This window comes from Paraeggerthella hongkongensis, assembly GCF_003726035.1.
In the GTDB taxonomy this organism is placed as follows: Bacteria; Actinomycetota; Coriobacteriia; order Coriobacteriales; family Eggerthellaceae; genus Paraeggerthella; species Paraeggerthella hongkongensis.
In genome coordinates this window covers 77809-100128 of sequence record NZ_QICD01000007.1, presented here as the reverse complement: position 1 = coordinate 100128, position 22320 = coordinate 77809, and the positions used below count along the sequence as shown (strand labels likewise).

The 22320-nt window shown below is 48.1% G+C and carries 22 protein-coding genes; 11 read left to right on the top strand and 11 right to left on the bottom strand.

Annotated features, from left to right (window positions below; translation table 11 throughout):
• The 9 genes from DMP08_RS05525 to DMP08_RS12370 form a co-directional block, all read left to right on the top strand.
• Window positions 1-653 (top strand): dTDP-glucose 4,6-dehydratase (locus DMP08_RS05525; protein WP_123191958.1); only part of this gene is annotated, 653 nt, incomplete at its 5' end.
• Between the two features lie 209 nt (window positions 654-862).
• Window positions 863-1846 (top strand): glycosyltransferase family 2 protein, encoded by a 984-nt coding sequence (locus DMP08_RS05520; RefSeq protein WP_123191957.1) that lies wholly within the window; start codon window positions 863-865, stop codon window positions 1844-1846.
• A 5-nt stretch (window positions 1847-1851) separates the two neighbouring features.
• A complete protein-coding gene (locus DMP08_RS05515) occupies window positions 1852-3342 on the top strand; it encodes an O-antigen polymerase (protein ID WP_123191956.1) in 1491 nt (496 codons plus the stop codon).
• Window positions 3343-3377: 35 nt separating this feature from the next.
• Window positions 3378-4400, top strand: coding sequence for a glycosyltransferase (locus DMP08_RS05510; RefSeq protein WP_161555424.1), 1023 nt, complete (start codon window positions 3378-3380; stop codon window positions 4398-4400).
• Complete coding sequence (locus DMP08_RS05505) at window positions 4397-5905, top strand: lipopolysaccharide biosynthesis protein (protein WP_161555423.1); 1509 nt, start codon at window positions 4397-4399, stop codon at window positions 5903-5905. Before DMP08_RS05510 ends, DMP08_RS05505 begins: the two co-directional genes overlap by 4 nt.
• Before the next feature lie 84 nt (window positions 5906-5989).
• Window positions 5990-7105, top strand: a complete 1116-nt coding sequence (locus tag DMP08_RS05500) for a DegT/DnrJ/EryC1/StrS family aminotransferase (protein ID WP_123191953.1) — start codon at window positions 5990-5992, stop codon at window positions 7103-7105.
• Window positions 7106-7107: 2 nt separating this feature from the next.
• Entirely contained in the window at window positions 7108-8319 is a 1212-nt protein-coding gene (locus DMP08_RS05495) for an ATP-grasp domain-containing protein (protein WP_123191952.1), read from the top strand.
• Between the two features lie 2 nt (window positions 8320-8321).
• Complete coding sequence (locus tag DMP08_RS05490) at window positions 8322-9326, top strand: NAD-dependent epimerase/dehydratase family protein (RefSeq protein ID WP_123191951.1); 1005 nt, start codon at window positions 8322-8324, stop codon at window positions 9324-9326.
• Window positions 9327-9379: 53 nt separating this feature from the next.
• Entirely contained in the window at window positions 9380-9736 is a 357-nt protein-coding gene (locus tag DMP08_RS12370; protein ID WP_148042329.1) for a hypothetical protein, read from the top strand.
• 314 nt (window positions 9737-10050) lie between these two features.
• Here the strand turns inward: DMP08_RS12370 and DMP08_RS05485 are convergent, their stop codons facing one another.
• The 3 genes from DMP08_RS05485 to DMP08_RS05480 all read right to left on the bottom strand — a co-directional run bounded on the left by DMP08_RS05485 (window position 10051) and on the right by DMP08_RS05480 (window position 12046).
• Window positions 10051-10356, bottom strand: a complete 306-nt coding sequence (locus DMP08_RS05485) for a hypothetical protein (protein ID WP_123191950.1) — start codon at window positions 10354-10356, stop codon at window positions 10051-10053.
• A 368-nt stretch (window positions 10357-10724) separates the two neighbouring features.
• Window positions 10725-10997, bottom strand: coding sequence for a hypothetical protein (locus DMP08_RS12365; protein ID WP_148042328.1), 273 nt, complete (start codon window positions 10995-10997; stop codon window positions 10725-10727).
• Window positions 10998-11548: 551 nt separating this feature from the next.
• The gene (locus tag DMP08_RS05480) at window positions 11549-12046 is read right to left on the bottom strand and encodes a hypothetical protein (protein ID WP_148042327.1); all 498 of its coding nucleotides are present in this window, start codon (window positions 12044-12046) and stop codon (window positions 11549-11551) included.
• 178 nt (window positions 12047-12224) lie between these two features.
• Here DMP08_RS05480 and DMP08_RS05475 point away from each other — a divergent pair, with 178 nt between their 5' ends.
• Both DMP08_RS05475 and DMP08_RS05470 read left to right on the top strand, forming a co-directional pair.
• Complete coding sequence (locus tag DMP08_RS05475; protein ID WP_123191948.1) at window positions 12225-12734, top strand: hypothetical protein; 510 nt, start codon at window positions 12225-12227, stop codon at window positions 12732-12734.
• Between the two features lie 11 nt (window positions 12735-12745).
• Window positions 12746-13294, top strand: a complete 549-nt coding sequence (locus tag DMP08_RS05470) for a DUF6036 family nucleotidyltransferase (RefSeq protein ID WP_123191947.1) — start codon at window positions 12746-12748, stop codon at window positions 13292-13294.
• 184 nt (window positions 13295-13478) lie between these two features.
• Here the strand turns inward: DMP08_RS05470 and DMP08_RS12625 are convergent, their stop codons facing one another.
• The 8 genes from DMP08_RS12625 to DMP08_RS05430 all read right to left on the bottom strand — a co-directional run bounded on the left by DMP08_RS12625 (window position 13479) and on the right by DMP08_RS05430 (window position 22316).
• Window positions 13479-13715 carry a hypothetical protein gene (locus DMP08_RS12625; RefSeq protein WP_244596825.1) on the bottom strand — a complete coding sequence of 79 codons (237 nt, stop codon included), beginning with the start codon at window positions 13713-13715 and terminating at the stop codon, window positions 13479-13481.
• 74 nt (window positions 13716-13789) lie between these two features.
• Window positions 13790-14860, bottom strand: coding sequence for an NAD-dependent epimerase/dehydratase family protein (locus DMP08_RS12360; protein ID WP_148042326.1), 1071 nt, complete (start codon window positions 14858-14860; stop codon window positions 13790-13792).
• Between the two features lie 27 nt (window positions 14861-14887).
• Window positions 14888-16285 carry a lipopolysaccharide biosynthesis protein gene (locus DMP08_RS05455; protein WP_123191945.1) on the bottom strand — a complete coding sequence of 466 codons (1398 nt, stop codon included), beginning with the start codon at window positions 16283-16285 and terminating at the stop codon, window positions 14888-14890.
• A gap of 5 nt (window positions 16286-16290) precedes the next feature.
• Entirely contained in the window at window positions 16291-18069 is a 1779-nt protein-coding gene (menD, locus tag DMP08_RS05450) for a 2-succinyl-5-enolpyruvyl-6-hydroxy-3-cyclohexene-1-carboxylate synthase (protein ID WP_244596826.1), read from the bottom strand.
• Window positions 18070-18119: 50 nt separating this feature from the next.
• A complete protein-coding gene (locus DMP08_RS05445) occupies window positions 18120-19241 on the bottom strand; it encodes a polysaccharide pyruvyl transferase family protein (protein WP_123191943.1) in 1122 nt (373 codons plus the stop codon).
• Window positions 19238-20455, bottom strand: a complete 1218-nt coding sequence (locus DMP08_RS05440; protein ID WP_123191942.1) for an O-antigen ligase family protein — start codon at window positions 20453-20455, stop codon at window positions 19238-19240. Before DMP08_RS05440 ends, DMP08_RS05445 begins: the two co-directional genes overlap by 4 nt.
• Window positions 20449-21546 carry a glycosyltransferase gene (locus tag DMP08_RS05435; protein WP_161555422.1) on the bottom strand — a complete coding sequence of 366 codons (1098 nt, stop codon included), beginning with the start codon at window positions 21544-21546 and terminating at the stop codon, window positions 20449-20451. The genes DMP08_RS05440 and DMP08_RS05435 overlap by 7 nt, the downstream gene beginning before the upstream one ends.
• A gap of 11 nt (window positions 21547-21557) precedes the next feature.
• Window positions 21558-22316: a sugar transferase gene (locus DMP08_RS05430; RefSeq protein ID WP_211328392.1), complete on the bottom strand. Its 759-nt coding sequence runs from the start codon at window positions 22314-22316 to the stop codon at window positions 21558-21560.
• Window positions 22317-22320 lie beyond the last annotated feature (4 nt).

The following is a 22320-nucleotide window of genomic DNA, read 5'->3' as shown; positions in this document are numbered from 1 at the left end:
TCCACCACATCTCGACCGACGAGGTGTACGGCGACCTCGCCCTGGACGACCCGGCGCGCTTCACGGAGGACACCCCGTACCGCCCCAGCTCCCCGTACAGCTCCACCAAGGCGTCGTCGGACATGCTGGTGCGGGCGTGGCACCGCACCTACGGCGTGCGCGCCACCATATCCAACTGCTCCAACAACTACGGGCCCTACCAGCACGTGGAGAAGTTCATCCCGCGCCAGATCACGAACGTCATCTGCGGCGTCAAGCCGAAGCTCTACGGCGACGGCCTGAACGTGCGCGACTGGATACACACCGAGGACCACTCGAGCGCGGTGTGGACGATCCTCGAGAAGGGCCGCATGGGCGAGACCTACCTGATCGGGGCCGACGGCGAGAGGAACAACATCGACGTGCTGCGCGCCATCCTGGAGGGCATGGGCCGTCCCGCCGACGAGTTCGACTGGGTGCGCGACCGCCCCGGCCACGACCGCCGCTACGCCATCGACTCCTCGAAGCTGCGCCGCGAGCTGGGCTGGGAGCCCAGGCACACGGACTTCGCCGAGGGCTTGGCCGACACCGTCCGGTGGTACCGCGACAACGAGGCATGGTGGCGCCCCGCCAAGGAGGCCACCGAGGCGAAGTACGCGAAGCAGGGGCAGTAAGGGGACGGCATGGCATTTGAGGGACAGTTCGGGATTGACGCTGCCAATTCCTTGAAGATCAGGATGTTTGCCTTGTTCGCTAGCGTTTCTGCTGATCACTCAAAGAGGATTGTGAACAATAAGAAGATCTCCACATGCGATTTCAATCTATGAAGATGCAAGAAACCCTAGTGGTCAACTTGATATTTTAGCTATCAACGGGATAATCTATGATATTGCAATCTAACCCAACAATTAGTGTCGTTGTTCCGGTCTACAATGTGGAAAAGTATGTAGGAAAGTGCATCGAATCGATCCTCAACCAATCATACAAGTCCTTCGAACTCCTTCTCATTGATGATGGCTCGACTGACGGATCAGCAGCAATATGCAAAAAAGCATGCGAACGAGACCCTCGAATCAAGTATTTCTATAAGCAAAATGGCGGTCTCTCCGATGCCCGTAACTTCGGCTTAGAGCGTATTCGAGGAGCATACGTCTCATTCATTGACTCCGATGATTGGGTGGAGAGGAATTACCTAGAGTACTTGCATGATTCCATCAAACTGAAAGATTCTGACATCGCGACATGCGTCTTTATGCTCTGTCGCGAAAATGGCAAGAAGCCGTGGAAAAGAATTGCGGAACAGCCTATCGTGCTCTCCAGCAGAGAAGCTCTCCTGTCCTTGCTTTTTGATGACATGATTAACGTTTCCGCGAACGGCAAACTGCTTCGTAGTTCGCTATTTGCCGACATCCGTTTTCCATTAGGGAAAAAATATGAAGATGTGGGAACCACCTATAAACTTATTCAGTTAGCGGACTCTGTAGCCGTCGGTGGAGCGCCTCTATATAACTACGTCATGCGCGAGAGCTCTATCACTCACTCCGGCGGTATCGGGGTTTTTGACAGGTGGGCGCTTGCGCGACAAGCTTACATTGATCTTTCGGGTCCTGATCAAGAAGTAGAGTCAGCAGCGGAGCGCTACTACGTTTTTCATTCTTTAAGCGTTTTGCGTGCATGCAATCTGAAGATTCCCGAGCAACGACGAAATGCGAAAGCAGTTCGAAAAGACACCCTATGCCATTGCGCAAACGTCCTAGAAAACAAACGGACCCCAAAACGCGACAAGGCTGCTCTTTGCGCATTATTGCTAGGGCTTCCTTTTTATAGATTATCTTGGGCATTTTACGCGAAAGTAACGGGGAGATAATCGAAATGGACGCGCTAAGCAACCGCAGCAATGTTGGACTTGATGGCAAGATCAAGGCATTAACCGCCAGTGCGGCGGGTTCTCCTCAGCGCCGAAAGAACTCCGTCCAGAACGGCTTTGCATGGATGTGCATCATCGTGCTGGCAATTCTTCTGATCATCCCATTTACAAAAGAGAACGCGCTCTTCACAAGTGTCTCTTTAGCCTTTGCGATAAATGGATTATTCGGCATGGTCATGCTCTGGATCTCAATGGCAGATTGCCCTTATTCGTTGAGGCAGGTTCACTGGATCTTCTACGTGACTTTCTTTTCGATTGCTCCATTGAATCAGTACTTTGCTAGCTTTTGGCCATGGGGATACAGCCCTTCAGAACCTCAAATCTTGAGCACATGTCTGCTCACATTGCTATGGGGCGTTGTGTTTTCGTTTGCAAGCGGACGCGATAAGCGCGTTTCGCAGGATAAGGCCGATCTTAATGAAAAGCATATGTCCCAGAAGATGGTGTTTCGGTTAAGCCCGGCAGCGGTGGTGTTTCTTTCCTTAGGAAGCATTGTATGTACTACGCTTCTTATTGCCACAATTGGTATCGGTAGTCTTTTTATAAGGACCTCTGCCGGTGTCGATCTTGATTCAAGTAGCTTGGCATTGATTGCCACCGTTTGTCCGCGCGCGTTCGTGTTCGGTAGTTTTGCCCTATTGACGCTGAATGCTCGCTTGAAACGTCGCCATTACGGTGCTGCCGTTGTTGCTGGAGTCTGTTTGATATTGACCTGTTTTCCTGCGGCACTCGCTAGGTTTAACATTGCGTCCATTTATCTAGGTCTTGCAATCTTTCTCTTCCCCGCTTTCTCTCGGAAAAGAGGTCTGTTCTCCTTCTTTCTCATTGTCGGTTTTCTCCTGGCGTATCCACTATTTGACGCTTTTAAATATATCCAGGAATCTGCAAGCTTGAATGAATCTTGGGAAATAATCATTAATTCCCTGACGTCAGGGTATTCAACCGGAAACTATGATGCCTTTTCTATTATGTTCTGGTGCTTTGACTATGTGCAGATGTACGGCGTGGCGCTTGGACGTCAGTTGATAGGCGCACTACTATTTTTTATCCCACGAACACTATGGCCTGGAAAACCTATTCCATCGGGTGAATTGGTTTTTTCATCGATGAATTATCCATTCACTGATATGTCGTTTGCTCTTCCATTCGAGGGTTTTATCAATTTCGGCATAATGGGATTGGTCTCTTTTGCCATTGTCTATGGATTGGTAGTTCGAAAGGTTGACGCAAAGTATTGGAGGCAGCGCTTGAGTATCAATCAAGACAAGGTGACTATACTTGCCCTGTATTATCCGTTTTTGCTGTGCCTAACTTTTTATTTACTCCGAGGGTCAATGATGACCACATTTACTTTTGTATTTGGTGATCTCGCTACCATGACTATCCTGTACTGTATTTCGAACATTTTAAGCAAGCGGAGCATTAATCCCAAATAGTGAAAACCATAGTTTAAAGAATGGGCTGTCTTACCATGCATGATTCAACAAAAATCGGGTTATTGCCGGAAGAAGTCAGAAACCTAGATGTTGAGGTTGTGGTTATATGTTCTGCATATAACCAGGAGCGTTATATCTCTGACGCTCTGGATGGATTCGTGAGTCAGAAGACCGAATTTTCATATATTGTTCTTGTTCACGACGATGCCTCATTAGACGGAACCTCACGTATTATCAGGGAGTACGAAAGGAAATACCCGGATATCATCAAAGGGATATATGAAGTGGAAAACCAATACCGAAAGGGCAATTATTATTGGTATAAAGAATATCTAATCCAAACCAACGCAAAGTATCTCGCATTGTGCGAGGGCGATGATTACTGGATTGACGAAGAGAAGCTACAAGCGCAGTTCGATACTCTAGAATCGGATGAGAACGGCGTTTTCTGTTTTACGAACGCCATGAAAATCAGCGCAACAGATGGGAGAGAGCTTGGTGCAATGCTACCAAGCTCTCGAGAGGATTCTTCCATCTTGTCGTGTGGAGGAAAGCTGTCTGCCGATGCTGTTATCCGACTTAATTTTATTCCCACAGCGTCGTTTTTTGCCAGAATCGACATTTGGCTTCAAGAGCCAAAATTGCCGAAAGAGGCTTTCGGGGGAGATAGAGCGCATCAATTATTCATGGCAATCAGAGGGAATTCCTATTATATCGACAGGAGTACTACGGTTTATCGCATTGCAAGTGAAGGCTCCATGATGGAGTCGTGGGGAAAGAGCAGAGCTGCCCGACTGAGAGCCATTCAATCGTACGTATCGCTTTACGAGTATTTCGACGAATATACAAACGGGCGTTATCGAACCTCGACCAAATCATTTGATGACGATAAGCGACTTAGTCTTATGTTTGCAACAGGCGAACGGGGGATCCTTTCTAGAAAAGATGCTGTTCAGGCAGCCAAGGCACGCGGAGTAAAATGGCTTTTCCTTCTGCTGCTTTTTTATTGTTCCCCTGCAATCGTTAAGTTGATTTGGGAAGGGCGGTTCAAGGCTTGAACTGTGGTGAAATGCCTCAAGAAGATCAAATCCTCAAAATAAATAGCGAAAATATAAACAGCCTAAAACAGAGAACAGTAATAGCCCTATTCTGGAAGCTATTTGAACGAGGTGGCGGTATGGCTGTCCAGCTTATAGTTCAAATAGTGCTTGCGCGACTGCTTGCGCCTGAACAATTTGGTCTGCTTGCCATCATGCTAGTCTTTATCAATGTTGGTAATACTATTGTCGTATCAGGCCTTAATACGGCGCTTGTTCAGAGCGAAACTGCTAGTAATAAAGATTGCTCTACAGTGTTTTGGCTTTCTTCATCAATCTCGTTGGTTTTGTATATTGCTGTGTTCTTTGCGGCGCCGGCAATCTCGCAATTTTATGGATCCGCCGACCTTGTTTGGCCTCTTAGGGTTTTGGGCTTGGTCTTAATTATCAATGCTTACAATTCGGTGCAGGTCGCTATTGTTCAGCGACGTTTAGAGTTCAAAAAAGTTTTCTATTCCAGTATTTCATCTGTAGTGGTTTCCGGGACAATTGGTATTGTCCTGGCCGTTCTGGGCGCAGGGTTGTGGGCGCTGGTTGCGCAGCAGATTTTCTATCAACTCATTAGTTGCTTAGTTCTTGCTTTTCAAGTTTCCTGGAAGCCTTCTTTAGTTTTTGATTTAAAAAGAACTCGTGAACTATTCGGTTTTGGGTGGAAACTCCTTGTTTCGGGATTGTTGGATGTTGGTTATCAGAGCTTGTCGGATCTCATTATTGGTAAACAGTTCTCAACAGCTAGTCTGGGGCTTGTTTCTCAGGGTAAGAAATATCCAGCTGCGGTCGGCGGTATTCTTGATGGTGCTATTCAGTCGGTTATGTTGTCGGCTGTAAGTCATGTGCAAAGCGACGTTGAGCAGGTAAAGCGATTGGTAAGGCGTGCGCTTAAAACAAGCACATACTTAATTATGCCAGCAATGGTTATGTTTGCGTCAACTGCGCAATCTCTAGTGTTGGTCCTTCTTGGTGAGCAATGGCTTCCCTGTGTATGGTTTATGCAGGTGTATTGTTTCGTATACGCAATGCTTCCGATTCATACCTCTAACTTACAGGCGCTAAATGGCATGGGACGAAGTGATTTGTTCCTCAAGCTTGAACTCATAAAGAAAAGCTACGGAATAGTCTTTATTCTGCTCACAGCACTTGTTCTGCAAGATATCTATGCAATGGTTGCATCGTATTTACTAACGGGGGTTATAGGTACTTTTGTTAATGCCTACCCTAATAAAAAAGTTATCGGTTATTCGTATTCAGAACAGCTCAAAGATATTTTCCCGGCATTCATTTTGACGATCGTTGCAGCTGCATGTGCTTGGCCTTTTTCATTATTAAGTATGCCGCCGTTGGTGACCATAGCAATTCAGGCTCTTGTGATGACTGTTGTCTATCTAGCTTTATCGAAGCTTTTTCATGTTGAAGCATTTGAATATTTACTCGCAACTGTCAAGGGTTTCATGAGGTCTAGAGGGTAGTCATGCTTGGGCGTTATGTTTTAAGTGATAGGTAGAATTCAAATTTTGCAAAATCGCAACTTGAAAACTGAAGAGAGGAAACGCATGGAGCAAGATCGCATACTGGTCACACGCTCGTCCATGCCTCCGCTACAGGAGTATGTGGATGAAATAACGCCGCTATGGGAGAGTCACTGGCTTACCAATATGGGGGTAAAGCATAAGCAACTCGAATCGGAATTGAGAAGCCGACTTCAGGTGAATAATATTGCTCTTTTTACCAATGGGCATTCTGCTTTGGAATGTGTTTTGGAGGCAATGCAACTGCAGGGTGAGGTTATAACCACCCCTTTCACTTTTGCTTCGACAACGCATGCTATCAAGCGCAAGGGGCTCACTCCTGTTTTTGCGGATATCAAGCCCGTTGATTACACCTTAGATCCAAGCTCAATACGAAAGCTCATTACCCCGCGTACCTGTGCTATTGTCCCGGTGCATGTGTATGGAAACCTTTGCGATGTAGATGCAATCCAGCAGATTGCAGACGAACATGGACTCAAAGTGATTTACGACGCGGCCCACGCATTCGGTATTGAGCGTGATGGGGCGTCAGCGGCATCTTTTGGCGATGCAAGTATGTTTAGTTTCCACGCAACCAAGGTTTTTAACACTATTGAAGGCGGTGCGGTTTGCCTTAGGGATTCTAAACTGTACAACACGCTTAATCAGTGGAAAAACTTCGGCATTACCGGCCCTGAGGCCGTTGAATATGTTGGCGGTAATGCAAAAATGAATGAGTTTTGCGCCGCAATGGGTATATGCAACCTCCGACATCTTGATGAGGGGATCGCAAAACGCAGAGCCGTAGCTGAGCGCTACTGGGAGAACTTCTCGGATGCTTCGGGAATTCGACTGTGTCTACCGCCGAACAACGTTAAGCATAATTATGCGTACCTACCAGTTGTCTTCACTGATGAATTTGGTGCAACGCGCGACGATGTATTCAAAGCCTTGGCTGAGCGGGGGATTGGCGCCAGGAAATATTTCTACCCTCTCATCAGCGATTATGAGTGCTACCGCAGTGTTTATGCCAGCGAAAGAACCCCTGTAGCGGCGAACATAGCAGAGCGTGTTTTAACACTGCCGATGTATGCAGATTTAGCACTTGCGGATGTGGATCGGATCTGTGGCACCGTTCTTTCTTGCGGAAAGGTGGGTTAGAAATGTCAAAAACTCTTCTCTTGCTGGGTGGTGCGCGTTACGCGTTACCCGTTATTGACGCAGCCCATGAATTAGGCGCCCGAGTAGTGACTTGTGATTTTTTACCGCACAATTACGCACATAATTATTCGGATGCTTACATAAACGCAAGTATTGTTGATGGTGAGGCGGTACTTGCGGCCGCACGTCAATGTGGTGCAGATGGTATTATGTCGTTTGCTGCCGATCCGGGTGTGGTTGCAGCGTCTTATGCTGCAGAGAAGTTGGAGTTGCCATTCCAGGGGAGCTACAGGGCGGTGTCGATTCTGCAAGATAAAGAGCGCTACCGCACTTTTTTACGTGATAATGGCTTCAACTGCCCAGAGTTACATTTTTTTCGTACTGTCGACGAGGCAATGGCGGAAGCTGATTCTATTGCCTATCCCGTGATGGCTAAGCCTGTGGATTCCGCGGGATCAAAAGGTTGCTCTTGTGCAACTAATCCTTGCGAGTTGCGAACTGCGGTGGAATACGCGCTTAAGTTCTCACGTGATGGCCGTTGTATTGTGGAACAGTTTCTAGAAAAGCAGGGCGACTCTTCTGACGCTGATGGCTTTATCGTTGATGGTGAGTTTAAATGCGTGAGTTTTACCTCGCAACTGTTTGACCCTAAGGTACCAAATCCCTATACGCCTGCTGCATATACTATGCCAGCCACGATGCCTACATGGGCTCAAGATGAACTGGTAGGAGAGTTACAACGTTTGGCCAATCTGTTGGGCTTGCGTGACGGCGTCTTTAACATTGAGACCCGTGTTGCTACTAACGACAAAGCATATATTATGGAAAGCTCGCCGCGTGGAGGCGGAAATCGCTTGTGCGAGATGTTGCGTCATGCTACTGGTGGCAAAGTTGATCTAATTCGTTGCTCTGTGCAGTCGGCCTTGGGTGAACCTATTGATACGTTATCAATGCCTGCATATGATGGCTTTTGGTTTCAGCAAATGTTACATAGTGATCATGGCGGCATTTTTGTTGGTTTGGAGTATGCTTCCGGCTTTGCCGATGCGTGCGTGGTTGAAGAGCAATTATGGGTGGAGCCAGGCGCGAAAGTGGAGGCTTTTACAGCTGCTAATCACGCATTTGGTTCAGTAATGCTGCGCTTCGACACTCGATTAGAGCTCGACAATTTCCGTAATGCCCCAGGTGATTTTATGAGAGTTAAGGTGAGCTAGATATGAAGAAAGTTGTCATCATTGGAGCCACGGGAAACACGGGTGCTTACCTCACTGAGGATTTAGTCAGGAACCTTCCTGGGCATGAGTATGAGGTATTTGCGGCTGGGCGTCGAGATACTGACTTTTTCCAGCAATATGGAATTGGTTATGCATGTGTAGATATGGCTGACGCAGCCACTCTTTCGACACTTCCGCAAGAAGATGTTTTTGCTGTCATTCTTTTGGCAGGTGTTTTACCTGCGTATATGAACGGTTATAAACCATCTCTTTATATTGATGTTAATAGTCGAGGCGCACTTAATGTACTTGAGTACTGCCGTAAGGTCGGTGCGGATAGAATTCTATATGCACAAACGATTTCTGATGTACTCGGTTCCGTCACGCCTGATTCTCCGATTATACGCCCCTATGATAATCGTAATATTATTATGGCAGGTGATCATACTGTTTACGCTTTATCAAAGTGTTTTGCTGTGGATTTAATTAGGCATTACGCTGCCGAGTATGGAATCAAGGACTTCGTGTTTCGGCTGCCTACTGTTTATGCCTACACGCCAGATAAGACCTACAATGTTAACGGCATACGCCGTACACTTGGCTACCGGCTGCTTATGGACAAAGCGATGGATGGAGAGGAATTGGAAATATGGGGCGATCCGACCAGAGCCAAGGATGTTGTTAGCGTGAAGGACTTTTGTCAACTTCTGCGTAAGGCTGTTCTTGCAAAGGATGTTGATGGCGGTTGCTTTAATGTGGGTACCGGGATTGGTACTACGACCGAGGAGTGGATTCGCGGTATTGCTGCGGTATTTAATCCAGAAGGCCGAGATTCGTCGATTGTGTATCGGCCTGATAAGCCAAGTGGACCTTCTTACATTATGGATATTTCTAATTGTCGTGAATTACTCGGTTACAAACCTGAATATGACTTCATTACCTTCTTGGAGGATTTCAAGTATGAAATGTCTGCCAATCGATTTGCAGGATTGAGGGGGGCTTCTTGAGTGCGGTCCTCTAGATACCTGGCTGTGCCGCTCGGGTTTGAGGGCGGCATAAAGTGTTTAAGTATGAGATTGGAGGCTACCTAGAGCTCGAGGATTTTGGTGGACGACCATACCATGAGGGTGCGATCGCATTAGATAGCGCTAGAAGCTGTCTAGCATATCTTATTGAGCTACGCGGCATCAGTTGTATTGCGTTGCCGGATGTGTTCGCTCCAGCATCTGGTCGTTCTGAAGTTATCTACCGTCCTGAACTTCCTAGTGGCGGCGGGTTCTTGATGAATGTGCAAAACGCAAAGGACGAGCTGGGCTACATACCTAAATTTGGTTGTCGTGAGTTGTTTGAAGCATATAAAACCGAAATGGCAATTGATCGTTTCGCCGAACTGCGCCTTGGGGGTGCCTCCAAATAATCGGTTCGATTCGGTTCGGCGATTCTAAATTACAACGCGGATTGTAGGCTCTAAACAATAAAGTAGGTGACAGACACTAAAAATCATCTCACCATCAGCGCAACCTTTCCTAAATGAACCAATCACTGGCAACGAAAACACCTGATCAAGCCCAATTTAGACAAGATCTCTTTACTCCCTGACTACAGGGATTTTTCGCGGGGTTCAGTTTTAGAGGTTTTGCAACCGGTTTATGGCAGACACGACACCACCTTCTTGCGCAGCAGCGTGTTAGTGCTCACGGGTATCACGCCCCTTCCAAGTTTGGTTCTTTTCTAGGGTAGATCCACTTTGATGCCATTAATGAGGCTCACCGAATGGCAGCGCACCGGGCAGGGATTCACCTGCAGCGCCTTGACAATGAAATCATCGAACGGCGGTCGGTAGTCGTTCCTTTTCGCAATAGGATTTCCTGGAGCGATTCCTTGCAGAGGCAGACTGCCGATGGCAAGGTTCTCCACCTTCAGCCCGATGCAGCAAGTTGAACCCGGTTCGCAAACCAGCTCCCGGTACGTGGAGGCATCCGCCTTCACCACAACGTCCGTCGACTCGGAGCCCGTGGAAAACGGAAGCCCTGCCACACTCGTATGTTTTCCGCTCGGATCGACAGGGCATAAGTACGGGTCGTATACAAGGGTGCGGCCCCCGTCATCTGTACAGATAACAGGATAGCGATTTGCGAAAAACCCGGTTCCGCGCTCTCGGCACCTAGACGACAGGCGTATCGCACCTCTACCGAGCCCATGCCTGCCACGCCCGACAACTCCGCAATACGCGCGCCCGTCAGGCCTTCCGCACGAGCCAGAACCAACGCCAAGCACGAGCAATCAAGAGCACCCGCACGCACGGGAGACGAATCGAGAGCTTTGAGGAATGCCTTCGCATCGAACGTGAGGGATCAGTGGCTTCCGCTCCATCGCGAGAAAACAGACCCATCTATCCAGGCTCGTCAAACCAGCTTTTTAGATGTCTGGATCCACGTGACGATCTGCGAGCAGAACCGACGGTTCGCTTCGCTCTCGGAGCTTGCGACGCTCACCACGCCCGCGGCAAGTCGAAGAGCTCCTGCCGTCGGCACATCGCCAGCTTCCGACACGCTCGACCAGGGAGGTGCGGGCCGTGCGGCAAGCAGGTGCACCTCATGATTGGTGGAACCCCAGATCCGATCTCCGAGCACCCATTGGAAACGGACAGCATGCGACCCCAATGCGCTCGACGCCATGCGATGCTCTGCGAGCGGAAAGTCTACAACGACCGATCCTAAACAGGAAAGCGAAACGCTCTTGGCGGCAAGCGATCCAAGCAGCTTATCCTCACCTATCGCCGAGGCCTTGAGAGTGATGGAGGTGGGGCTTTCAGCTTCTTGACCTCGATCGTCACCCGCAGAAGCGGATGCCGCTCGGCGGGAACGCGCCAGTAGGCCGACAACGACCTATCGCATCCCACCGTCCATTCGGGCAAGATGGGGGAGGCGTCGAAATCAGGGCGTACGCACACGGCCCCATCGTTTTTCGAAGTGTCGGTGTAGAATCCGATCGACTTGAACGCGATGACCGTTTCGCCTTTGTCTTCCTCGTCATCCTCAGGCTCGGGTGACGGCTTCGCTGCAAGGTATATCGCAAGTGCAGCGCAAGCCGCAGAAACAAAAAGAAACGCCAGACCGCTTTTCGAGAACGCTGAAATGCGCAGGTAACGTACGAACCGTTGCAGACGGTACGCGAAACACCAGCGCTGCCCAAGCAGGAAGAACGCCTCGAAAACGGGTGCGAGAGCTCATACTGTCGACAGGGAGGAGAAAAGCGATACGAGTGATTCCTTCGCAGGATCGCCCGATTGCTCGATCTGGCGCACGTCGCTCGACTTCGCCAACGTTGCGTCCATCAGCAGCGCGACCGAACCGTTAAGATCGTCGTTGCTCTGCCCGCGGAACCCGGATGTCGCGTCTTGCCCGCTCAGCGCCTTCAGCGATTCAAGCAGGACTGCGGCCGCCGTCCTGCTCTCCCACTCTGCCGCCTTGCTCATGCCTGTTTCGGCATCGGGCATGGCAAACGCAGGAGCCGGCGGCTCGGGATCGCGCACCGTGTTCTCCCGCAGAGAAACCTCAGCGCCCGAGGCATAGACAATGGCCCCGTTCGAGAGCATCTCGCAAGGCGTTTCAGTTGTGAAATGCCATAGCGCGATCAATCCTCCGTCGAACCGATACGGAGGCACGCCGGCGTAGATCGAAAGCTGCTCCGCCGTCAAGTGATTATTTCGCGTTTCGCGTAACACCTGTTTCGCGCTTTCCGTATCGCCATGCTGCCTAGCCGTTTCATTCGTTGCGTATCACTGGTTTCGTGCGCTCCATATCACCTAAAACAAGATTCATGCTGGGCGATCGACAGACAAAGCAAGCAGATTTGCACCAGATGTAATACGCTGTGTATTACATGCTTGAAGGGATATGGATATGAAAACAAAACCGCGCGCGATACGTTTTTCTGAAATCGAAGAACATGCGATTGAGCAATACGCTCATCGCCATGGCATGACGTTTTCAGACGTCGTGCGGAAATCCACGGAGACATTTCTTTCGATGAATGGAAGAGAGCGTCTTTCACTGAATAAATTAGCTGAACGAGCCATCGAAGAAGACCCGGATCTTCTCTACGGCCAGTTCTTGGATGACTTCTCCCATTCAGATGATAAAGCCGGCTTAATAAGCAAAGAACCTGATTGGAAGGGATCGGACGCTACCTACTGGCTTTGCCTCTTAGCGGCAACTGCCCATAAACTTGCTCACGATAATTCCCGCCCTGTTCCCAAATGGGCGCTCGACGAGCAATACGTGTCACCAACTCCAATTTATGGCATGAATACCGAAAACCCCGATTTCCAGGCATTCCTTAAAGAAACGACGCCGATGGAATTCCGCTGCCACAACATATTCCTTGGTGACAATGCGTTATCACGAGCCTAGAAAGACTTCTTATGATTACGAAAAACGACATTGAGCGTTTCTTTCGGGAAATAAACGATGAAATGGAGAAGCGCGACATCGCAGAAGAGATTGTCATTTGCGGAGGGGCCGTTATGACGATGGTTTACGAGGCGAGGCCGTCGACGAAAGGCGTCGATGGCCTCTTCGCCCCGACTGGGCCAATAAGCGAAATAGCCCGGACCATAGCAGCCTGCGAAGGGCTTGAAATGGATTGGCTCAATGATGCCGCAAAAGGCTTCATCGACACGTCGCGAATGGAGTTGGTTACGATTCGAGAATACGGGAACCTTACCGTTCGAATGCCCGATGCGGAAGCGATGCTAGCAATGAAGCTGACGTCAGCTCGACTTGTGGGTAAGGACCGCGACGATGCTCTGTTCTTTATAAAATACCTTGACGTCAAAACCGAAGAACAGCTCTTCGACATCATCGAGCGAAACATCGCTCCTCAGAGGCTTACCCCTATGGCGCACTTCTTCACCATAGAATTATTTCAGCAGTATTTGCAGAGCGCAAAGCCGGGCGAAACCAACGAGTAGATACTTTGAGAATTGCGAAATTATCAAGCATAGCGATGGCATTTTTGCTTCGGACTATCTCGAACTTGATGATGAGCTTGAATCGCTCGGCGTCTTTGATCCTTTAGTCAACAAAGACAGCAACCTTTTCATTAACGTTGTAAGGTTAAGAAATAGATCCATGTCCTGAAAATCGCCAAATTGGTCAAGCAACGCAGGAGGGATCGTGGCTTTTGAGAGAGAGGCCCACTTGGACCACCCCGAACCCGAGGATGATGGGGTCGATGGCACGGAACATACCGAAGACGAATGTGGGCAGGTTGCTGACCGCGGCGAGCGGGTCGGTGCCGGGGTTGCCGGCGAGGCGCTGTGCAGACGCGACAGGGACGCCCTTCTTGCCGGGGCGCACTGAAACAGGCGGCACGCCACCGAACGAGAGCAATTACCTCTTAGCAGCGGTACCATTTTCATCTGAACGACGGCACCGTTTGGCCTTACTACTCAGAAAAGCTACCTTCAGAGACTATCTAACAGAGATGACCTTCTTGCTAGATAGCGCACTACCTGACTTGCCCCAGCTTTTGAGTCAATTAGGGGGGAGAGTGACGGCATCCCACCGACAAGACGATCCATTCTTGCATTTTCGCCAACGCGTGGGCGTAGCTCTACGCCCGACTCAAGGTATTCGCGCACGGCATGGCGAAGACCTTCTTTGGGATTAACTAAATCGTCCTGCACTAGACCCGTGGCTCTCATGATTTTAGAATTATCAACGACACGATCAAACATCCTGTCGTATCTAATCTGATACAAATCTCCTTTGGCTCTTTCAAAGATATCTAGTGGATATAGCTTCAACAGAAAAGGAATCACTTCCTGATACGCCGCCGCCACCTCTTTCCAACTAATGCAGGAAGAAGTCGCAGCGGTATAAACCTCACCAAGCGACTCACTCTTACCGAGAATCCTTGCTATCATCCGCGCGACATCTCCACCCCACGTCATCGTTGTTTCTTTGTGGAGCATCTCTTCAGGAAAAGGTATCGTGATATGATGTTGAGCTCGCCACAGCCAAACACCTGAAGCCAAAACTCCAAGATCAAACCGCCCAGATCCATCATAAACAATCGACGGTCTAATTATCGTCCATCCCCTCTTCGGGCTCGAAAAAAGAATGTTCTCACAACGAGCTTTTGCTAGCGCATAATCATCTGTCGCAAGAAACTCCCGATCATTTGTTGAATCAAGTAATCGCGGGCAATCTTCTGTGATAAGGGGAGAATGATCATATACTCGATAAGTTGAAATAAAGACGTACTGGTCTGTTGAACCTAGAAAACGGTCAGCTATGCCAGAGAACTCGTCTGTCGACCACACCATAAAATCAACGATAGCATCCCAATTTTGACCAAGAATATCGTTTAAGAATCCAATGTCCTTGGCATTACCTTGAACATAGGCAATGTCATCGTTGTTTGAAATGCGTTTTTGTCGTGATGTTACAACCGTTTCGCAACCCATCGACGACAAGATCTTTGCAAGGTTTCTTCCGATCGCGCCTGTTCCGCCCAATAGAAGAACTCGCATTTTGCCTCCATGTCTATATCGGCCCCATTATTCTCTGCTAAACCTTGCGCACTTCCGAAAAGCAGACTTCAAAATATCCCAACTGAGCAAAACTGCAACAACCGCACCAAGGAATAGTAGAGCAACTGCCGTTTGGTCACTTACAAAAATAACAGCACCCGAAAAGAGTAGACAAATTACGACACCAATTACTATCTGAACCCAGTCAATGTGTATCATGAAATAAGAGGAGCTCTGTCGGATTCTCACCATCCACATCGTCATCTGGCCAGCAAGCATTCCGACTACAACCCCTAATAACCCAAAGGGAAAGATCAATGCTACGCTAAGTCCACAGCTAACTAATGCGCCTACAATAGTGGTAGAGGCTGCTCCCTTGGTGTCTTTCCCGCAAAAATAGCCTGTTCCAAAAAAACTTGAAAAGGCGTTGAATACGCCGCTCAAATAAAGTAATCCTATATAGTTACAGGCCTCGGTATAGCCGGAATCAAGAAAGAGGTCTATAAATAACTTAGTGAACGGTATAAGGACTATGGCAATCGAAAGCACTATCCTGCTATACAGGCGGAAGATCTTTGTGAAGTACTCGTTTCTATCCGTCGCATCAAATTCTCCAACAGCCTGTTCTGTCCACGCTTGCTGAAATATATTCGAAAGCATAGTTAATGCAGTTGGAAACCTTGCTGCAATTGCGAAGACTCCATTTGCAGCTAAGCCTAATACCCCTACTACAAGAACTCGCGAAAATCCGTTAATAAGCCACCAGCAAAGACTGTTAGGGAGTAGTAAGGCAGAGTACCTTAACATCTCCTTGCTTTGTGCGAGGTTTCTATCCTTGAAAGAGAACTTGAAATCTTTACGCTGAATCACAATCATTAACACGCTTGACACGAGATTACCAACCAGGATTCCAAGCAGCATCCCTCTGTAATCAAGGCCCAGCGGGATTACGAACAGTAGACTTGCCGAACAAAGTGCAATTGAGTACACAATTCCTTGGATTGCGAATAACTTGTTATTGTGTAAACCGCGTGTTGCAAACTGAAGGCTCATGTACACAACCCCGGATACTATCAGGGCGTACACGAGCGCTGCATCATTAAATCTTAGTAGAGACCAAACAGCTACATACAGAAACGTAAATGCTAATAGCAGTACAACAAAAAGCGGAGTCCAACTAGCAAACACACCACGACGATTAGCGTCTTTATCCAGAAGCCAACGAAACAACGATTCTGGTATTGCAAGCACCGCCACAGGTTTAAGAACCTCCAGCAGTGAGTACAATAGATCATATACGCCAACTCCTGATGGGTCGATGAAGTATGTGCAGATAGGAAGAAGGAGCAGGACGAGAAGTTTCGAGCCGACGTTGCCCACTGCGAATATCGCGGTGTTTTTTATTAGAGAAAGCTCCCTGCTCATTGGGTTCAGGCTCTATTATGTTTGCCGAGGCGGGAAGCTGCAGAGAACAATTTTCCAGAGAAATTCGACTTCGCGAATTGCTTCGCCTCGTCAAGAGCCCGCTCCTTTAGCGACGCTCCACTGTTATTCTTGTAGAAGCGTTTTAGTAGTTCTGCATCATCAAATTTACTCGTGAATACTTCGAGGAAAACCGGAGCTTCTGAATCGGGCGAAACAAACTCATCTACTGCAGCATCCAGCTCGCCCTCACGATTGACAGATAGATATTTGAACCCTCGAGATCTAGCCCACCCTTCAGCACGCGTGCTATGAGCGGCAGTCAAGTAGGTATCCATGTCGTCAACTTCATCAGGATTCATGCCGATGTGGAATTCGCCACCTCCTCCGTTGTTGACAACGAGTACTCGCAAATTAGAGGGAACGTGGCGAATGTTTAAGGCATTCATATCGTAAAAGAAACTCAGGTCACCTTGAATGATAAACGACAACGCATCAGTTGCAACAGAGCGACCTATCAAAGTCGATAAGGAGCCGTCAATGCCTAATGCACCGATATTGCTCGAAACTTTTACGCTTGGATCGAGGTCAAAAAACTGCATGGTGCGGGTGGAATTGAGGATTCCAAGCTCTAGAAGAGAATTCTCGGGTATTCTGCAAGCTAGGCTTTTTGCTACGGCCAAATGCGATAAAGGAAGTTCGGGCATCTCAACCGCCTCGACAGCTTCCTGCCACAGTACGTAATAGTCGCTTCTATTTTTCTCTACACTATCAGCGAGATCGGCGAGACGATTGAAAAAATACCTCGGGGAGCATTCGAATATATCCGTCAACCCTTTGAACACATCGCGCACTTTTCCATTTGGCATAATGGACCAATGCCGGAATTTACCCCGTTTAAGCCTCAAGTAGTCTTTTAGATTGACCGAAGCGATGTTGCCATCGACATTGATCACTAGATCTGGAACGAGAGGCTCAAACGCGCTCGAAGTCATCGCCTCAGTTGCGCGATAGGTGATCAGAGAGCGCTCTTTCTTGTAGGGCGACATGTGCTCTACCGAAACGACGCAATCGTAAGCGATCGCAAACTTTTCAATGGCCTTCAGGTCATCCTGAGAGTACCGTCCGTTTTCTCCCATGACAACAAGGACTTTCTCCGCAGAAAGCAACTCGTCTCTCTTCGTGAGCCATTCCTCCGCAGAATCTTCAATGGTCAACCTTGTGATCATCCTCTGAGAAGGCAACTCCATCGCTGAGAAGCCACCATTACTGCCCACGGTGGGAACATTAATGTGAACAGGACCTGCTCCATGATGATAGAGCTCCAGCAGAGCCTCATTCACCAGTCTATTGCAATACCAAGCGTCGTCATCCGTCTGAACAACAGGCAGTGTCACCTCGCACTTAGTTATCGATTTGAATATGTCGGTCTGATTGAGCTTCTGGGTCTCAAGCTGATCTAGAAGATACGTGCTTCTGTCTGCAGTCACTGCGACAACCGGGACTCCCTTGTAATATGCTTCCGCCATACCGGAAGAGAAGTTTGTTACTGCGGTTCCTGAAGTACATAAAACAACGACGGGCTCGTCAAGCTCCATCGCAAGACCCATTGCGAAAAACACCGAGCTTCGCTCGTCCACTACCGAGTATTCGATAAAGAAGGGGTCGTTTTGTATGGAGCGGGATAAGGCCACGTTGCTACCACCGGGAGAATGAACTACTCTGCAAATTCCGCGTTGCTTGAGCAGACTTAACAATATTTGAACATTTTTCATTGTCGTATACATATCAAGCACCTATCGCTTCCTTGTCGACACGTTTGGCAAACATAAGCAATCTAGAAACTCTGACAATCTAAAGCCTGCGAAAGCCATCCGAGTGATTTCGCTCTTGCTTCATCAACTCTCCTACCAACCTCTGCATAGCTTGGCTTATCGAGGCAGGAGGAAACACTACCTGTATCAGCATATCGCTTCCACTCCAGACCGGTATCGGCAAGAAGATTTTGCACTCGTAAAGGGTTGCTTGGATTATCCAATGCTATGAAGTTGGCGCCAAGGTTAACTGCGAATGCCACCCCATGAAAAGAACTTGCAATGTTTAACTCTGCGTTTGAGATAGCTAGAATCAGATCCCATGGGGTAATCCTCTTAAGCTTCTTGTCGCATCCGGAGAAGCTGATTCCATCCGACCTAATCAAAAGAGCTTCGCAGCCGTAGCGTCTCTTGACTTCTTCGATCACTTTCGCATAAGCGATCTCATAATGAGCTTTCGATACACCAACCAAATAAACTAATACATAGGGCTTGCCATGCGAAAAGGAACCGTGCTTCTTTGCGAGGTCGAGCCACTCTTCACCAGTTATCAAGAAGGTTGGATCCAAGACCTCTTCAACTGGAGTGTCTACTATTTTGGAGATTTGGCTCTTCAGATTGGCTTCTCGTACGCTAATCTGGTTATATGTTGCCAGATAGTTTTCCAAAGTAGCCAGTTCGCCTTTCGAATACCTGTAGCTTCCCGCACTAGCTGCATACGCAATCTTCCTACAATTCCCAAATTGGAGAAAATAAGCTCGATCCAGTCCACCAAACAGTTCTGGATTCCATAATTGATCGCTTCCAGATAATAAAATATCGAAATTGGAGTAACTTATTGAAGCCATGTTGGAAGTCTCATCTAAAGACGGGAGGAACTCTTCATGAAATTGATCGAAAGCTTTGCGTTCGTTAGGTATGCGACCTAACATAATATTTTTTAGCGAAGCCACCGCGTTCTGGTTAAAGGAATGATCTCGTCGTCGTGATACGAAGCGTTTTTGGTACTGCTCGTTCTCGTTTACATAGTTTACGAAGCTTGCATTACACCCCATCTGTTCTATTGCCAGTTTCGTGGCATATGCCTGCAAGCAGGCGCCATAGCTATAAGAACGATGCAGCGTCACGATTCCTACTTTTTTCATCTATCACCTCGTTCTAGCTTTGGAAGAGAATAGTCATCGCACTGACTTATGTATTTCGAACAGCTACCTAGGATCAATAGGACAAGGTAGTAGTTTCGAACGCCATCAACGGTGTCGAACAATAGTGCTATAGAGAAGAGGAATATCCCAAACGATATAATTCGAGAGGTGGCTTCCGAATTGGTCTTCATCAACTCCCAGTATGAAAGGCCGATCAGCGTGATAAAGATCGTCAGGCTTACGACACCTCCATTAAACAGCACTTGAAGCAGATGATTATGACAATGAACAAAATTAAAGAGCGCGATCATCTCATTGTTCTGAAGTACTCCAAAACCGAACAGGAACTGCTGAGGGTTTGACTCAGTCTGCAGGATAACTTTATCCCATATATACGTTCTTGAGCTGAGTGTTGCATCCTTCTGGAACAATGATTGCAGCAGACCTAAGGTCTGTTCTGGCAATGTAGAAAACACTAAGATAAAAAACAGGGTGAGCTGAACCGCGAGGTAGACTGGCGGAGAACATAGTGTTTTTGCAAAGCGATTGCCCAAAAGCAAGATAAACAACGGAAGCGCCGAGACCACGACTATCCCTGCAGCTGTCTGCCCAATAACAAGGGATGTTTCCGCGCAAATCCATAGAGCTATCGTGCATTTGCTCGGATGCGTCCCTTTTCGATAATCGCGAACCAACAGGGAAACAAAGATAGGCAAAAAGAAATAGATGAATCTGGTAGCCTGACCCAGTAGAAAAACTGGGTGCACGCCGTTGTTCGTGAAGCCACCGGGGATCACAAGCATTGTCAGCAGGTTTAAAGGAATGAAGATAAGGCCTAGTACCTGCATGGAGTTCAAAAATGCCGCCATCTCGTACTTGAAGATGCTTGCGAATACGAGAACGCTCAGGATTCCCACGCCTACATACATCATCGATCTAGTTAAAGACCCATCATTGATATACGTCGAGGTGAGCAAGAGTAGAAAGTAACCTACAGCCATGCAGGAATAAACCGTAACTCCGGTCTTGTTTTTCAAAGAAGCAATGACGAGGTAAAGCGCGAGCAGGGCGATCAATCCAAGATTGAAACCCATGTTAAGCGATTCATACTTTTCAAACAAAGAAGGTCTGAAGAAAAAGAGCGCGATCAGAAAAACAAGGAGATCCGCCACTCTTATACTGGAGATAGAATTCTGTATGCGGCTCTTCACCATGACGAACGCAGTATCCCCTCCAAGCGCGGCGCCTCGATATCAATGTTAAAACGTGTTTCAGACATTGTATCGAGGAAAACGGAACGGTTTCTGTCTTCCAGTTTGAGAATCGCATCAGCCCAAAGCTCGGAGTCTTGGCCTACGGGCAAATACGAAACCAAATCCGTGACTGCCGCCACGCGAGTTATGCGGTCGGATACCAGGCACCGGAGTCCTGATGCTTGGGCTTCCACCAATACATAAGGCAAACCTTCGTGCCTCGAAGGCAGGCATAGCACATCGAATGCTTGCATGTAGTCATTTGGATTAGGAACATTGCCAAGCAATAGAAAATGAGACTTGAAATTGGATTCTCGTACTTGACGTTCGAACGACTCACGCAGGGGGCCGTCTCCAAGCAGCACGACAGTCCAATTCTTCTCGGTTTGCTTCGACAGACTGTCTGCTATATCGAGCAAAAAGCTCGGGTTTTTTTCATAGGCGATCCTTCCTACGAAACCAACAACGATGTCGTTATAAATATTTAGTTTTTTCCTTATGTTGTTTCGGGCTTCTTCGTTGAAGCGGAACTTCTGCAGATCTATGGCATTGTGGATCATCAAGACGTTTTTCTCGTCGCCAAACATAAACGATGCTGCGAGATCCGAGCAAGTCAATCGATGGATTCTCATTTTTTTGATAATGCATCGACTTATTGAGTTAGCCAATTTGTAGAAAAAGCCGCTGTTGCAGTCAATGAGCTCCGAGTTGTGCGCATGCACGAATACGTCCAACTTGAGCAACCGCGCCTCGACGACGGGCACAATCCAGCTCAATGAAGACAAATTGAAATACACGGGCATATTGCTTGCCGCCGCGCTCTTCATTAACCTCCACGAATCGATGGCGTTCTTCATCGGATGCGTCTTTCTCGGTGCTATTCGGAATAGCTTTCCGCCTTTTTGGAAAACCCTGTCTTCATGTATGCATGTCTCTTCTTCTATAACGTAATCGAAAACACAGCCATCTGACATGTGCTCGTTCATATTCAGCAGGAAGGTTTCGATACCGCCTCTGTTCGTGCCGACCATTCCGTATACTAGAACCCTCATCGAAGTCTCTTTCATTTATCTTCGCTCAAATTTCGGCCAGGAAAGAACACTCTGCTGCTTCGCCAGTTATCCACTTCGGCTTCGGTGATCGCTTCGCCATCTCTGTAACCAATGAAATAGCCTTTCGTGCCGTCCTCCCGAGCTTTTCTCTGTTCTTTATCCAGGACCAGTGAAAAGAGGCGGACCAGCAATTTGATATCGGTTTTCAGGCTGATATTGGCTGCATACCATACGTCGTTGTCAAATTGCTCTTGCCAGGTAATAGCATGATCGATTCTCTTAGGCGTAGGACACTCGAGGCCTGGCAAAACACCCAAGCGCTCCAGGTGCTCTTCCGTCCATAAGTCTCGATATTCAACCAACAGCGGCCTCGGGCCGATGAGCGACATATCCCCTTTGAAAATCGACCAGAAATTCAAAAGCTCATCGAGCGACGTCGATCTAACGAAACGCCCGAAATCAGTTACGCGGTCCTCGGGTAGCAACAGCTGACCGTTCTCATCCGTCTCGTTGGTCATATTGCGGAACTTGACTAACGTGAATACCTCTCCATGTATGCCGACCCTCTCTTGTTTAAACAGGATGGGACTCCCCACATCAAAATATGTGCGAATCGCAATGCACGCATTGACCGGAAGCGTAACCACCAGGACAAAAGCTGAAACCGCTACGTCGATTGCCCTTTTCCCGAATCTTTCATACAAGGATCTTTTTCTCCAGCGCCGATTTCGCAGGGAGTTACTGGAGCCTGGAAAGGAGTTTTCAGACATGGAA

What these genes read in the sequence shown, in the direction of transcription:
- DMP08_RS05520 (WP_123191957.1), top strand. Translation starts at nt 863, where the DNA reads ATGATATTGCAATCTAACCCAACAATTAGTGTCGTTGTTCCGGTCTAC.
- DMP08_RS05515 (WP_123191956.1), top strand. Translation starts at nt 1,852, where the DNA reads ATGGACGCGCTAAGCAACCGCAGCAATGTTGGACTTGATGGCAAGATC.
- DMP08_RS05510 (WP_161555424.1), top strand. Translation starts at nt 3,378, where the DNA reads ATGCATGATTCAACAAAAATCGGGTTATTGCCGGAAGAAGTCAGAAAC.
- DMP08_RS05500 (WP_123191953.1), top strand. Translation starts at nt 5,990, where the DNA reads ATGGAGCAAGATCGCATACTGGTCACACGCTCGTCCATGCCTCCGCTA.
- DMP08_RS05495 (WP_123191952.1), top strand. Translation starts at nt 7,108, where the DNA reads ATGTCAAAAACTCTTCTCTTGCTGGGTGGTGCGCGTTACGCGTTACCC.
- DMP08_RS05490 (WP_123191951.1), top strand. Translation starts at nt 8,322, where the DNA reads ATGAAGAAAGTTGTCATCATTGGAGCCACGGGAAACACGGGTGCTTAC.
- DMP08_RS12365 (WP_148042328.1), bottom strand. Translation starts at nt 10,997, where the DNA reads ATGGCGTCGAGCGCATTGGGGTCGCATGCTGTCCGTTTCCAATGGGTG.
- DMP08_RS05475 (WP_123191948.1), top strand. Translation starts at nt 12,225, where the DNA reads ATGAAAACAAAACCGCGCGCGATACGTTTTTCTGAAATCGAAGAACAT.
- DMP08_RS05470 (WP_123191947.1), top strand. Translation starts at nt 12,746, where the DNA reads ATGATTACGAAAAACGACATTGAGCGTTTCTTTCGGGAAATAAACGAT.
- DMP08_RS12360 (WP_148042326.1), bottom strand. Translation starts at nt 14,860, where the DNA reads ATGCGAGTTCTTCTATTGGGCGGAACAGGCGCGATCGGAAGAAACCTT.
- DMP08_RS05455 (WP_123191945.1), bottom strand. Translation starts at nt 16,285, where the DNA reads ATGAGCAGGGAGCTTTCTCTAATAAAAAACACCGCGATATTCGCAGTG.
- menD (WP_244596826.1), bottom strand. Translation starts at nt 18,069, where the DNA reads ATGTATACGACAATGAAAAATGTTCAAATATTGTTAAGTCTGCTCAAG.
- DMP08_RS05445 (WP_123191943.1), bottom strand. Translation starts at nt 19,241, where the DNA reads ATGAAAAAAGTAGGAATCGTGACGCTGCATCGTTCTTATAGCTATGGC.
- DMP08_RS05440 (WP_123191942.1), bottom strand. Translation starts at nt 20,455, where the DNA reads ATGGTGAAGAGCCGCATACAGAATTCTATCTCCAGTATAAGAGTGGCG.
- DMP08_RS05435 (WP_161555422.1), bottom strand. Translation starts at nt 21,546, where the DNA reads ATGAGGGTTCTAGTATACGGAATGGTCGGCACGAACAGAGGCGGTATC.
- DMP08_RS05430 (WP_211328392.1), bottom strand. Translation starts at nt 22,316, where the DNA reads ATGTCTGAAAACTCCTTTCCAGGCTCCAGTAACTCCCTGCGAAATCGG.